The following is a 13,328-nucleotide window of genomic DNA, read 5'->3' on the forward strand; positions in this document are numbered from 1 at the left end:
GATGGTCTCCATGCTTGCCGTCATGGGATGGTGTTTGATTTGGTTCCTGTTTTCGTTTGATCGATCTGCGATACAGAAAACGACCCAGCAGCCCAGCAATCACCGTTGTTCCGAAGACGACACCCATTAGCGATTCTGCCAATAGCCGCGAAGACTTCCAACTGGTGGCGCAGCTTCGCCATGTTCCCACTTTGTCCTGACGTAGCGTTTCCAGCCAGGACAGAACCGGGTATGCCAAATCCATATTTTACCGAGGAATGACGCAGATGCCTTCTCTGCTTTTTCTCGAAATCGACATGTGTCGCATGACATTTGAGGACGTTTCTCCGTATCCATATGTATTTGCTCCGTGGTGTGGTGTGGCTATGACTGTCGTCAATCGTGAGCAAAGAGTACACCTGATGCAAAAGAATTCCTCTCAGGTCTGCAACGAGATGTAACAAGATGTATCCTGCCCTTCGAAACATTTGGAAACATTTCGTTGCTAAGAAGAAAAGCCTTGGGCGCTGATATTCGGTAGAAGGAAAGAATAATAACCATCAGACACCAAGGAGTATGTGATGAGAAAAGTGATAATTATCGGAATGTTAGTTTGTGTCGCCGTTATCGGGGCATGTACTCGCTACGCTGCGATGAAAGGCCCGTTTGATGGAGAAGCCATTAACACGGCTTTTTTGGAATTCGTGGTGGACAAGGCCGATGACAAGCTGAACCTGACAGACTCACAGCAGATAGAATTGAGTGGTCTTGTCGAAAAGATGTTGTTGACCGCATTGGAGCAGCGGCCGCAGGCTGACGCTCTTCGTAAGGAACTTGCCACGCAAATGCTCAATGAGGAACTTGATATGGACGCAGTGGAAGCAATCATTGCCAAGCGAATGCAACTGTATCACAGTGTGTTGGAAATCGGAAAATCTGAATTGGTGGCTTTCCACGGAACATTGACCGATGAGCAGCGCACGGAACTTTGCCGCTTCATCATGGAACATGGCAAGCACGGGTGGCACGGCAGCAAGTAGTGTTGCCCGGTTGCCACTGGACCAATTGTGGTGGACAGTGGCAACGTTACGAATATCAGGGGAGTTTATGGCCGACACCATCTTGATCATTGAGGATGACCCGGATTTGCAGGATTTGCTCCGTGAGTATCTGGGCGGATTCGGTTTTGTGGCCCATGCGGAAGGGTATCCGGAGGAGGGATTGAAAACATTCAAGATGCTCGCCCCGGATCTGGTCATACTTGATGTCATGCTTCCCGGCATGAACGGATTTGAGGTTTGTCGGCGTATTCGTCAGGAATCAGAGACTCCGATTATCATGCTGACGGCACGGGGTGATGTCATGGATAGGGTGGCAGGGCTGGAAATAGGCGCAGATGATTATTTGCCAAAACCCTTCGAACCTCGTGAATTGGTGGCTCGAATACAGTCCATATTGCGCCGCAGTCAACGTGGCTCGGTTCGTGATATGGGTGAATTTGGCCGTCTGCGGATTGATTTTGATTTGCGTGCAGCTTCAGTGGATGACAAGGATGTTGGTTTGACGACAACGGAATTCAATGCCCTAGCCTTGTTGGCGCGAAGACCGGGAAAGACGTTCAGTCGGGATGATCTGATGCAGGAATTACGCGGATTGGACAGTGACTCGTTTAATAGGTCCATTGATATTACCATGAGTCGGGTCAGGCAGAAGCTTGGTGACGACCCCAAAGCCCCGACATTCATCAAAACCGTCTGGGGAGCGGGGTATGTCTTTATTGCTCAGGGGCACCATGATTAATTTTCTTCGTCTTGTTTTCCGTTCGTTATTCACTCGTCTGGCGGCGGTCATGTTTTGTGCTGTCATTGGCATAAATGTGATCACTTACTCTCTGTATGTTGGTTTGGAATTCGGCCATGAGACGACCATTAACAGAAGCCTCATGGAATATGCCCGGTCCATGGCCAATGCGATTGGCGTTCCCCCTGACATTGCGGTGGCGCGCCAGTTGGCTGAAGAGCGCATCATGCGCATTACTGTGGATGGTTCGACTTCCTTTGTGGTCGGTGAGACGCAGAGACGATTCCCGGATCGATTCCTGAAGCCGCGGTTTGCTGTTGACGGTATGGAAGTCTCCAGTCTCCATGGGTTTTATCGAGTCAAGGTGCCTGTTGCGCCGGATGTGAGCATAACCTTTGATTTGTTCCCGACGGCTGAGGAGAATGCCGCACTGCATACATACGGGATTATTTCCCTGGTCGGCACATGTCTGATCATGTTCGCGCTGTATCTTGCCGTGCGGTATCTTTTGCGCCCTGTGGGGTGGTTGACCAAGGGGGCGGCCGCTGTTCGGGATGGAGAATTGGGAAGCCGTGTGCCTGAGAAGAGCAGCGGGGAACTGAGAGAACTTTCCGAGACCTTTAACCAAATGGCAGCCCGTCTTGAATCCCTGATAGACGGCCATCAAAAATTGCTTCTTGGGGTCAGTCATGAATTGCGGACTCCACTGACTCGGCTCAAACTTCGATTGGCTATGTTGGGTGAAGCCGTCAACATCGACCCCATCTGCAAGGACATTCGCCAAATGGAAACGATGATCGCCATTCTGCTTGATGCCGCCCGTATGCGGCATGACACCATGACGCTCAATCTTGAATCCGTAGACATGGCGGATTTGTTGAGCGATGCAGCGACTCTCTATGGAGACTCTCCTCCCGGTGTCAGGTTTGTCTCGCCCGGAATTCCGGTCGTCGCCACCGTTGATCGATTGCGGATGGAAGTGTTGATCAGTAACCTCATTGATAACGCCATCAAATATTCAGCTCGGGAGAGCGCACCAGTGGAGTTGCTCTTGTCACACACTGATGAGGGTGTAGAATTTTCAGTGTCTGATCAGGGGATAGGTATTCCGGATGACGCCTTGGAGCATCTTTTCGAACCTTTTTACAGGGTCGATGAATCTCGGACACCCCGGACCGGGGGCTATGGTCTTGGATTGTATATGTGCCAGGCCATAGCCGAGGCCCATGGCGTGGTCATCAAGGTCGAGAGTCGATTGGGAGTTGGTACGACCATGCGAGTCGTCATTCCTGGCTAAAGCGTGTCCTTTCTCTGCTGTCTTCGTTGCAGCAAGTTTTTTCCTCTTCCGATTAACCGGTCAAAGCGGTTTCTTTCATCTCATCCAGTCTTTCCAGATAGGCTTGTTGATAGAGTGGGCCGTTTGCAGTGAACTGCATTGCTGCTTTTTTATGCGCGTCACACCATTCCGCCAGTGCCGGATTGCGTTGAATGCGGCCATAGGCTTTGACCATGTGGAGTGTCATATGACAAACAGGCATCGTTTCCTTTGCCTGTACCAGCAATTTTGTCTGATCCTTTGCCAGATTCAGAAAAAAAGAAGCCACTGCTTCGGCACAATGATAATTGGCTCCTGATTTCAGTTTTTCCTGCACAGAAGGGATATCCAAAGAGGTGATGCGCCAGTGTCGCTGCCACTCGGCCGGGATGGTCTCTGACTGGCCGTATTCAATGGTCCCGGTCTTGAGAAAATGTTCCAGTTTAACAGCCATTCTCTCTGGCATTGGTCCGATGTGCTCAATATCGCGGCGGGCGTGAAGGGACGTGACAAGGCCGTCTTTTTCTTCCAGGCGAATCTTGAGGAAGGGACAGTGCTCCTCGATTTTTTTGGTGGAATCTGACCAGATGCCGCCGAAGACCGAGTCCATGTCAAGGATGTGCACGTCATCAAAAGCTTTTTCCCAGGCTGAAAGTATTGCCTTGCCTTTCATCCACAAGGTGCCCCAGCCATCCAGATAGGAAAAGGGGTCTGGTCCAAAGGCGGGGTAATGGGACAGTCGGGCGAGAATGACGATGGGAACACCGGGGTTTTCCGCCCTGATGCGAACCAGCATTTCCCGGTATCTGTCCAGATATGTTGATGGGTTGGGTTTGAACATCCTGCAGTTGTTTTGTGCCCACGTCATCAGGTCCGGATTGTCAGTTAATCCTCTGGGGTCCATGAAGAAAACATATTTCTCTCGATCATGCAGAAAAAGAGGGGTGTTTTCATGGAAAAGACTCAGCACAATGAGTTCCGGAGCGGAGCTGTTCGCATCCAACGGGGAAAATTGGTGTGACAATATTCGGCCATGGAGATAAGGCTCAATCCCGAATTGTGATTCTATCTCTTCCAGGGACGGAGGTATACGTCCTGGATGGCTGGGATATGTCAATGGCGAAGCAAGAACCTTGTACACGGTTTCGTGCCCACGCGCCGCCATGGCCCGGCTGAGAAAATCTGCTTGGCAGTTGCCGAGAAAGTAAATCACGTGATACTCCTCAAAAGTAAGTGTTCCAGACCCTCTTTTTACGGGATACATGTCATATCGGTTGGGAAACAGGAGAACGTAAGGGGAAGTTTGAAAAATTATAAAACTCAAGCAGTTCAGGAATTGTTACATGTCACCAAAGCGTAACAATCGGCACATTGTGCTGTAACAGTCTTTCTCTAGTGTCTGCCCAAGCAAAATTGGATTTTCGTTTTTCAATAACCCTGTTGAGGAGACAGCTAAATGCCTAAATTTATGAAAATGCTCGTTGTCGCCGCTGCCATCGTCGCTTTCGGCGCTGGCATGGCCCAGGCTCGCGATCAGATCAAGATCGTCGGTTCTTCCACCGTTTACCCCTTCTCCAGTTATGTTGCTGAAGAACTGGGTGCTACCACCAAATTCAAGTCTCCCGTTGTCGAATCCACCGGCTCCGGTGGCGGGCACAAGTTGTTTGGTGCAGGTATCGGTCTTGATACCCCGGACATTACCAACTCTTCACGCCGCATGAAGGCTTCCGAGTTCGAGAAGGACCAGAAAGTCGGCATCACCGAGATCACTGAAGCCTTGATCGGCTACGATGGAATTGCGGTTGCCCAGAACGGTGCAAACCCGGAATTCTCTCTTACCAAAGATGAGCTGGCCATGGCTGTCGCAGAGATGGTTCCAATGGATGGCAAACTGGTCAAGAATCCTTACAAGACCTGGAATCAGATCAACGCAAAATTCCCCAATCGTAAAATCCTTTTCTACGGCCCGCCGACCTCCTCCGGTACCCGCGACGCCTTTGGTGAAATGGTCCTCGGAAAGTTCGCCAAAAAGCATAAAGACCTGTACGCTGCAGTTTCTCCCAAAGGAAAAGCCGACAAGTACGAATCCGTTCGTCAGGATGGAGTCTATGTTCCTGCTGGGGAGAACGACAACCTGATCGTTCAGAAACTGACCAAGGACAAGAATGCTTTTGGTATCTTCGGATACTCCTTTCTGGAAGAAAACTCCGATCGCATCTCCGGTGCCAAGATCAATGGCGTTTCTCCTGAGCCGACCACCATCGCCAACGGTGAGTACCCCATTTCCCGTTCCTTGTACTTCTACATCAAGAAAGCTCACATGGATAAGGTCCCTGGCATGAAGGAATACATCGAGTTGTTCATGTCCGATAAGATGATCGGTCCCAAGGGATTACTCAAGCGTATCGGTCTGGTTCCCCTCGGTGATGACCTGCGCAAGCAAGTTCAGAAAGATGTCCTTTCCTACAAGAACCTGACCCTGGAAGACCTGAAGCACTAATTACGAAACGTTCGAATGAGACCGATCCGGTAAGGATCGGTCTCTTTTGGCGTCTTAATGGGGATTGCCGTGACTACGGGAAGCATACTTTTATATCTGCTCTGCGGCTTGGTGCCGTTGTCCATCGTCGCTTATTTCCTGGCGACCAAGAAAACCTTTTCGGTCAAATACGAAGGGGAAAAATTTCATTCCACCCCAGGGAGCTACGGATGGTACGCCATTATCTGTACCTTGTCTCCGGCTCTTCTGGCGTCATTTATCGCCGTGCTGCTTCAGCTCTCCGGCCTGGTCGAGGTTCCGGGGACAGCTTTTGTGGCAACAGGTATCCTTTTCGCCGCTCTGGGACTTTGGCTCGGGGTTCAGACCATCAAACCAAGGCTCAAGGCGCGCAGCATTGTGGAGCAACTGATTGTCAAAATGTTATTCGTTGCTTCGCTTGTTTCCATTTTTACGACTATCGGCATTGTTATTTCCGTGACCTTTGAGGCCATAAAGTTTTTTGATATCGTGAGCTTGTGGGATTTTGTCACAGGAACAACCTGGAACCCGGATGAAGCGGTGACCGGCAGTGATGTCCAAGGCGTTTTCGGGTCCATTCCTCTCTTTGCCGGTACATTCATGATTACGGCCATTGCTATGTTGGTGGCTGTTCCAGTTGGTCTCTTTTCAGCCATCTGTATGGCAGAATACGCAACGCCTTCATTCAGAAAAGTTGCCAAGCCTGCTTTGGAAATTTTGGCCGGTATCCCCACAGTTGTCTATGGTTTCTTTGCTGCCATCACCGTCAGTCCACTTGTGGTCAACATAGCAGAATATCTTGGACTTCAGGCTGATTTCACCAATGCCTTATCGCCGGGGCTGGTCATGGGGGTCATGATCATTCCTCTGATTTCTTCCTTGTCGGATGATGTCATCACCTCGGTTCCCAATGCTTTGAGAGAAGGCTCTCTCGCCATGGGAGCCTATCGTTCGGAGACGATCAAAACCGTGGTCCTGCCAGCCGCTTTGCCCGGTATTGTTTCTGCTTTTTTGCTGGCCGTCTCTCGAGCTGTCGGTGAGACCATGATTGTGGTCATGGCTGCGGGTTTGCGGGCAAATCTTACATGGAATCCTCTTGAAGGGATGACAACAGTGACTGTTCGGATTGTCGATGCCTTTACGGGCGATCAGGCTTTTGACAGCCCCGAAACGTTGTCCGCGTTCGGGCTTGGTCTTGTCTTGCTGGTGGTTACTCTGGTCCTCAATGTCATCTCCCTGGTGGTCATCCGTCGATTCCGTCAACAATACGAATAAGAGAAGAATATGTCGTTTATACTGGATCATAAAAAAATGAAGGGGCGGGCCAACCGCGACAGACGTTTCAGGATATACTCCTACTCAGCTATTTTCATGGCAGGAGCGTTTCTGGTTTTCTTCTTTGCCGATATCACCGCTACTGCTTGGTCTGCCTTTGAACAGGCAGAGTTGCGAGTGGAAATGAACTATAATGAAGATGCCAAAACCATGGGGGATTATGCTTTTGATGATAATATCAGTTATCTTGTCAGTCGTGGAGTGACCCGCCTTATCCCCAATCAGATGCGGGAGGACCGCTCGCTTTTGGGAACTTCCGTCGAAAAATGGATTTTGGCTGACTCGGAAGTTGACCAATATCTCAAGGGAAAACCCAATAGATTGAGAAAGGACGAGCGCAAGTTGGTCGATACAATGCGGGCCGAAGGGCGGGCCAGACTCGCTTTCAATAACGGTTTTTTCTTTAACGGTGATTCCAAATTGCCGGAAATGGCCGGAATCTGGGCTGCAGCAGTCGGTTCTTTCTATGTTTTGATTATTACGCTCCTTTTCAGTTTCCCGCTGGGAGTTGCCACAGCCATTTATCTGGAGGAGTTCGCACCTGATAACCGGTTGATGCAGGTCATTGAAGTCAATATCAATAACTTGGCTGCGATTCCATCCATTCTGTTTGGCTTGCTCGGGTTGTCCATTTTTATCAACTTCATGGGGGTACCTCGATCCTCTGCTTTGGCTGGCGGGTTGACCCTGTCTCTGATGACGTTGCCCGTCATCATCATTTCCACTCGCGCTTCCATTCTTGCCATCCCGGACACCATCCGTGAAGGTGCTCTTGCTCTGGGCGCTACTCGGTGGCAAATGGTCATGACCAATGTCTTGCCGTTGTCATTGCCCGGCATCCTGACCGGTACGATTATCGGGCTGGCTAGGGCGATTGGTGAGACCGCGCCGTTGATGATCGTCGGCATGATGGCATATATTCCTGAAGCGCCGGATGGCTTTACCAGTGCTGCGACCGTATTGCCTGCACAGATATATACATGGTCATCCGATTCCATGCGTGCCTTTACCGAGCGGACATCAGCAGGCATCATCGTACTCCTCGCTGTCATGCTGGTGATGAACGGTATCGCTATTCATATGAGGAATAAGCACGAAACCAAGTGGTAATCTCTGTTCTCTTCAGACACCAAAGAGAGGCGTCCCATGTGGGGCGCCTCTCTTTGGTGTCTTCAAGTCGTTTGAAAGTTTTTCAGAATTAAATCAGGAAAATTGTTCGTTGAAAATTCGTTCTTCCAATGAATGGCCAGGATCGAACAGGACCGTGGCATATTGGCTGGTGTCTTCCGTCACGATGACGTGATTGACGTCCCGGACTTCAAAGGAATCTGCGGAAGCGCCGACAGGGCGTTTCTGATGGTTGATGATGTCGAATTCCACTGTGGCTGTGTGGGGGAGCAATGCTCCGTCCCATCGTCTAGGGCGGAATGGGCTGACTGGGGTCAGAGCGAGCACGTTGGAGCCAAGAGGGATGATTGGTCCTCGAGCGGAAAGATTGTACGCAGTTGATCCGGCCGGTGTGGCAAGCATGATTCCGTCGCATATGAGCTGGTCAAGTCTGATTTGGCCATTGATACTCACCCGGATATGGGCAGATTGTTGGGAATATCGAAGCAACGCGACTTCGTTGAAAGCGAGGGCTGTCAACCTGTGTCCAGAAGAGGACGTCGCAGTCATTTTCAAGGGGTAGAGAGTATGTCCCTGTGCCGAGTTGAGTCTTTCTTCCAGAGCATTCTGGGAGAATTCGTTCAGCAGGAACCCGACGGTGCCCCTGTTCATGCCGTAAATGGGCACTCCGAAGTGCAGGTACTCATGCATGGTTGCCAAGAGAAACCCATCTCCCCCGAGAGCAACGATCACGTCAGCTTCTTCCACCGGGACAAAGGAATATCGTTTGGCAAGGCTTTCAAGTCCTTTTCGTGCCTTGGTAGAGCGGGAAGCTATGCATGCAATTTTGTCAAATGCCATGGTTCGGTTCCATGTATCCTTGTGGCTGAAGAAGATTTCTTTGGAAATTCTTACACCGCATGAAAGGGAAGGTAAAGGGAGCTTGAATTCATTGGTAAAAAAATATCATGAAAATGAGAGTGCATCAGCCTCATACGAATTCCCCCCCTCGCGTCTCGCGCGAGGGGGGGATGAATAATCGTTACAGACAGGTTTCATGGCTCTGGTTTGAAAGCGAGAGAAGCCGTGAACCCTGAAGTGATGCTCAGGGATCAAGACGCATATCGAGGGGGATATAGGGTCTGGATTCGTGCCCTGTATATATCTGGCGTGGGCGGTGAATTTTAGTCGTGCCATCGGTATTTGTCTCGTTCCAATGAGCAATCCAGCCAGGCATCCGTCCGATGGCGAACATGACCGGGAACATATTCACAGGGATACCCAGTGCGCGAAGGATGATACCGGAGTAGAAGTCGACATTGGGGTAGAGTTTACGCGAAGTAAAGTATTCGTCATTGAGAGCCACCTCGGCCAGTTCCAATGCAATGTCGAGAAGTGGATCATCATACCCGATGGAGTCGAGCATGTCGTGTGCGGCCTGGCGCAATATCTTTGCACGAGGATCAAAGCTCTTGTATATACGATGCCCGAATCCCATGAGACGGCATTCCTTGCGTTTAACCCGCTCAATATATTGGCCTATAGTCGCTTCCCCGTCACGGATATCTTCGAGCATCTTGACGACACCGGCGTTGGCCCCTCCGTGCAACCGTCCCCACAGAGCGCAGATACCTGCGGATACCGAGGCAAAAAGATTGGCCTCAGTGGATTGAACCATGCGCACGGTGGAGCATGAGCAGTTCTGTTCGTGATCAGCATGGAGCAGGAAGAAAAGTGTCAATGCCCGAACCTGTGCGTCCGTTGGTTCGAAGTTCCTGTTTGGTACCGAATGCATCATGTGCAAGAAGTTTCGGCAGTAAGACAGCTTTGGGTCCGGGTACATGAACGGGAGCCCTTGCGCTTTCCTATAGGACCACGCGGCAATGGTCCTGACTTTGGATATGATTTTGGCGGCAGCACGCAGGAAATCATTGGTACTCGTAATTTCGAGCAGGTCGGGATGATAGCAGCCGAGAGAGTTGATGACAGCTGACAAAATAGCCATGGGATGTCCATTGGATGGAAATCCTTCGAAATGATGGCGCAATCCTTCGTGCAGCAATTCTTGTTCACTGAGTAAATCGCGAAATTCCTGGCGCTGACTGCGCGTCGGCAGTGCGCCGAAGATCAAGAGATAGGCGGTCTCGATGAATGTCCCCTGGGCGGCCAGTTCCTCGATGGGATATCCTCGGTATCGGAGAATACCGTTCTCTCCATCAACATAGGTGATGGCACTGGTACATGCGCCGGTGTTCCCGAATCCGGGATCATACGTCACGTACCCTGTTTCCTTGCGCAGACATGATATATCGACCGCGTGTTCGTTTTCGGTCCCGACGATTACCGGTAGTTCGTACGTGGTACCGTCCAGAATCAGATATGCGGTCTTGCCTTTGCCTTCCTTGCTATCCTTCAGCATGGTCAAACCCCTTGATGTCATAAGTGGAGCCCCCCTCGCGGCATCAGATACAAAATAATATTTGGTAATATGCCTCGCGCCAAAAGAAATTTCAGCGTTTGGCCCGTCGATGCGACAGATGTAAAAATGGGGAGCAGATCAATATTTCAGCTTGGGGGACAATAGCAAAATTGGGGGAAAAGTCAATCATCGCGTTTTTCCTGAAGTGACAAAATTTGAATGATTGAGGTCGATTGGTCAATTTTGCCTGCAAGATCAGTCGATAACGAGTGTGTTTGATTGTTTGATCAATCGGCTATGTGAAAACTCGTTGACACGCTCAAGATACCCCCATAGGGTATGCGCGAAGGGAGAGGGTAGAGGTGGGCCATTGCATCTTCAACAAAAATGTAGTGAATAATGAACAAGAAACGACAATCCTCTGTGGGCGTGAGCAGAAGAGGTTTTCTCAAAGCATTCGGTATGGGCAGTGCTGCTGCGCTCCTCCCTGGAAATTCGCTGGCTCGGGAGCGGGTGTCAACGGCATCAGAAGGGGAATTGGCAACGCTGCTTGATCTCTCAAAATGTATTGGCTGTGGCGAGTGTGTTGCCGCATGTCGGGAATCGAATGCCGTCAAATTTCCTGAGCCAGTCAAGCCTTTCCCGGAAATGCATCCTCGCGGTCGGGCAAAGCCTGAAGATTGGTCTGATAAGCGCGAGAGGGATGACCGTTTGACACCCTACAACTGGCTTTTTCTTCAGACGGCCCGAGGACAGTACAAGGGACAGGATTTTGAAATCACTCTCCCTCGACGATGTATGCATTGCCAAAACCCGCCCTGTTCGCACCTCTGTCCGTTTGGCGCGGCGGCAAAGCAGGCAAATGGCATAACTCGGATTTCTGCCCGGTTGTGCATGGGAGGAGCCAAGTGCAAGGCTGTCTGCCCATGGCATATCCCTCAACGTCAATCCGGTGTGGGGTTGTACCTGCATCTTATGCCGCGGTTTGCCGGGAATGGGGTTATGTACAAATGTGACCGCTGTTATCAACGCATCGACAAGGGAGAGCTCCCTGCCTGTATCTCAATATGCCCGGAAAATGTCCAAACCATAGGTGTCAGGAAGGACATTGTGGTTCAAGCCAAGGCGTTGGCTGAAGAAATGAATGGGTTTATCTATGGTCTTGACGAAAATGGCGGCACGAATACCCTCTACGTGTCGCCGGTTCCGTTCGAAGTGTTGAATGAAAGTGTGGACAAGGGGGCAGGCAAGCCTCATTTAAAGCCCGTTGCGGATTCCATGAGCGATGAAACCACCCTTGCGAAAGCAACTCTGCTTGCTCCCATTGCTGGTGTGATGGCCGGTTTGGCGGGAATCGGAGCCAGATTGTATTCAGGGTATTCCAACCGGGAAAAAGCGTTGCCAAGGTCCAAGAAGCAGGGAGGCACACCCTGATGCAGAGAATTATATCACCCTGGATTTCACGCCTTTTCGTGCTGTTCATGGCCGGGCTTGCGGCAACGGGACTGATGCAGATGCCACTTGCCAAACGGTATTATGTGACCACGCTGCCGGGCTTGGGGTGGACTGGGGATTTCTATTTTGTGCACAAGCTCCACTACATTTTTGCCGCGTTATTGCTTTTCCTTCTTGGTGTCGTTGTTGTGACCTGGTTTTTATACTGGCGGAACCGTGTGACTCTGACAGGTCTTGGAGGAGTACGGTGTGTTCTTGTTGGCGGGTTGATCCTCAGTGGTGGCTTCCGTGTTTATCGGAATATTCCCGATGTCACATTCGATCCGACAGTCGTTCTTCTGATAGAGTGGGTTCACCTTGGCTTGTTCATAGTCATGGGGCTTGTGGCGTGTCTCGCTTTAGTCCAAGGGCGCTCCAGATATATGAGGGGCCGATGATTCCCACCTCGCCAGTGCCCATTTCTCACTTAGGGAATGAGGTTCTGATTCGGTAGGCGCCTCAGCGTGGCTGGACTGATGAGGGATGGCCATGATACTTTGGTATCAAGGAAACTGACATGCACTCGTCCTTGATAGAATATCGTCATCCCCCCGGATTGACAGGGGTGGAGTTACTCTGCCTTTCTGACCCCCACTTCGAGTTTACATCGCATATTCATGATGCGTACGTCTTTTGGTTCAATGGAGAAGGGGGTGAGCGAGTCAGTCTTCGAGGTGCTTCAGACATCCTTCAACCGGACAGTTTCGGCATAGTCGCTCCGGGTGAAGTGCATGCCAATCATGCTATAACGCATTTTCGTACGCTGGAATCACTTTATGTTGATCCGGAGACTCTTCAGACATTTGTTCAAGGGTGCGGCGGCCGTCTCACTGGTTTTCGAAGTCGTTTGCAAAAGGATCAACACTGTCGTCAGGCATTGGCTTTTCTTCATGGTGTCCTCATGAAGACAGATGATCCGTTTCTGGCTGGTGAAGTCTTCCATGAGATCTTTTACCTGCTGCTGAAACGTCATGGGGAAGCCGTGTTGCCGGAAGAGAAACTGCGAGCCCCGGCCAAGGTGCGACTGGCCCGAGAGTTCATGCATGAGCACTTTGCCGAGTCTTTCAGTCTCGAGATTCTGGCGGAGTACTGCCATTGTTCCCCATGTCATCTTATTCGGTTGTTTCGTCGCGAAATGGGGCTGCCCCCGCATGCGTATCTTATGGAATTACGGCTTGCTCGAGCCAGAACACTCTTGAATCACGGCGTCGGGATCGGGCAGGCGGCTCAGGAAGTCGGCCTGACCGATCAAAGTCATCTCACTCGTCGTTTTCGGACTCGGTTCGGCCTGACACCAGGGCAGTATCGCAAGCAGATATCATGAAAGAGATCAATTCCGTACAAGATCAGTCTCATGAGGT

General features: G+C 50.8%; 13 protein-coding genes. 9 read left to right on the top strand and 4 right to left on the bottom strand.

What is annotated here, in order from left to right:
- Positions 1–126 precede the first annotated feature (126 nt).
- Complete coding sequence (locus tag BN4_RS17575) at positions 127–336, bottom strand: hypothetical protein (protein WP_083863121.1); 210 nt, start codon at positions 334–336, stop codon at positions 127–129.
- Positions 337–560: 224 nt separating this feature from the next.
- Here BN4_RS17575 and BN4_RS15255 point away from each other — a divergent pair, with 224 nt between their 5' ends.
- The 3 genes from BN4_RS15255 to BN4_RS17360 are packed head-to-tail and all read left to right on the top strand — an operon-like array spanning position 561 to position 3,076.
- Complete coding sequence (locus BN4_RS15255) at positions 561–1,019, top strand: Spy/CpxP family protein refolding chaperone (RefSeq protein WP_015416312.1); 459 nt, start codon at positions 561–563, stop codon at positions 1,017–1,019.
- Positions 949–1,779: a response regulator transcription factor gene (locus BN4_RS15260; protein ID WP_231856549.1), complete on the top strand. Its 831-nt coding sequence runs from the start codon at positions 949–951 to the stop codon at positions 1,777–1,779. The genes BN4_RS15255 and BN4_RS15260 overlap by 71 nt, the downstream gene beginning before the upstream one ends.
- The gene (locus tag BN4_RS17360; protein WP_015416314.1) at positions 1,748–3,076 is read left to right on the top strand and encodes a sensor histidine kinase; all 1,329 of its coding nucleotides are present in this window, start codon (positions 1,748–1,750) and stop codon (positions 3,074–3,076) included. Before BN4_RS15260 ends, BN4_RS17360 begins: the two co-directional genes overlap by 32 nt.
- 52 nt (positions 3,077–3,128) lie before the next feature.
- Here the strand turns inward: BN4_RS17360 and BN4_RS15270 are convergent, their stop codons facing one another.
- Positions 3,129–4,307, bottom strand: a complete 1,179-nt coding sequence (locus BN4_RS15270) for a hypothetical protein (RefSeq protein ID WP_015416315.1) — start codon at positions 4,305–4,307, stop codon at positions 3,129–3,131.
- Between the two features lie 243 nt (positions 4,308–4,550).
- Between BN4_RS15270 and BN4_RS15275 the strand changes: the two genes are divergently transcribed.
- The 3 genes from BN4_RS15275 to pstA are packed head-to-tail and all read left to right on the top strand — an operon-like array spanning position 4,551 to position 8,057.
- Entirely contained in the window at positions 4,551–5,594 is a 1,044-nt protein-coding gene (locus BN4_RS15275) for a PstS family phosphate ABC transporter substrate-binding protein (RefSeq protein WP_015416316.1), read from the top strand.
- Between the two features lie 57 nt (positions 5,595–5,651).
- On the top strand, positions 5,652–6,887 hold the full coding sequence (gene pstC, locus BN4_RS15280) for a phosphate ABC transporter permease subunit PstC (protein ID WP_015416317.1): 1,236 nt from the start codon (positions 5,652–5,654) through the stop codon (positions 6,885–6,887).
- 9 nt (positions 6,888–6,896) lie between these two features.
- Positions 6,897–8,057, top strand: coding sequence for a phosphate ABC transporter permease PstA (gene pstA, locus BN4_RS15285; RefSeq protein WP_015416318.1), 1,161 nt, complete (start codon positions 6,897–6,899; stop codon positions 8,055–8,057).
- Between the two features lie 93 nt (positions 8,058–8,150).
- On the opposite strand, the gene BN4_RS15290 is transcribed toward pstA, so the two are convergent.
- Together BN4_RS15290 and BN4_RS15295 are read right to left on the bottom strand one after the other, a co-directional pair.
- Positions 8,151–8,915 (bottom strand): NAD kinase, encoded by a 765-nt coding sequence (locus BN4_RS15290; protein WP_015416319.1) that lies wholly within the window; start codon positions 8,913–8,915, stop codon positions 8,151–8,153.
- A gap of 244 nt (positions 8,916–9,159) precedes the next feature.
- On the bottom strand, positions 9,160–10,494 hold the full coding sequence (locus BN4_RS15295; RefSeq protein WP_015416320.1) for a citrate synthase: 1,335 nt from the start codon (positions 10,492–10,494) through the stop codon (positions 9,160–9,162).
- Positions 10,495–10,872: 378 nt separating this feature from the next.
- On the opposite strand from BN4_RS15295, the gene BN4_RS15300 reads away from it, so the two are divergent.
- The 3 genes from BN4_RS15300 to BN4_RS17365 all read left to right on the top strand — a co-directional run bounded on the left by BN4_RS15300 (position 10,873) and on the right by BN4_RS17365 (position 13,291).
- Positions 10,873–11,907 (top strand): 4Fe-4S dicluster domain-containing protein, encoded by a 1,035-nt coding sequence (locus BN4_RS15300; RefSeq protein WP_015416321.1) that lies wholly within the window; start codon positions 10,873–10,875, stop codon positions 11,905–11,907.
- Positions 11,907–12,365, top strand: a complete 459-nt coding sequence (locus tag BN4_RS15305) for a hypothetical protein (RefSeq protein WP_015416322.1) — start codon at positions 11,907–11,909, stop codon at positions 12,363–12,365. Before BN4_RS15300 ends, BN4_RS15305 begins: the two co-directional genes overlap by 1 nt.
- A 119-nt stretch (positions 12,366–12,484) precedes the next feature.
- A complete protein-coding gene (locus BN4_RS17365) occupies positions 12,485–13,291 on the top strand; it encodes an AraC family transcriptional regulator (protein WP_015416323.1) in 807 nt (268 codons plus the stop codon).
- Positions 13,292–13,328 lie beyond the last annotated feature (37 nt).

It is taken from the genome of Pseudodesulfovibrio piezophilus C1TLV30 (assembly GCF_000341895.1).
In the GTDB taxonomy this organism is placed as follows: Bacteria; Desulfobacterota; Desulfovibrionia; order Desulfovibrionales; family Desulfovibrionaceae; genus Pseudodesulfovibrio; species Pseudodesulfovibrio piezophilus.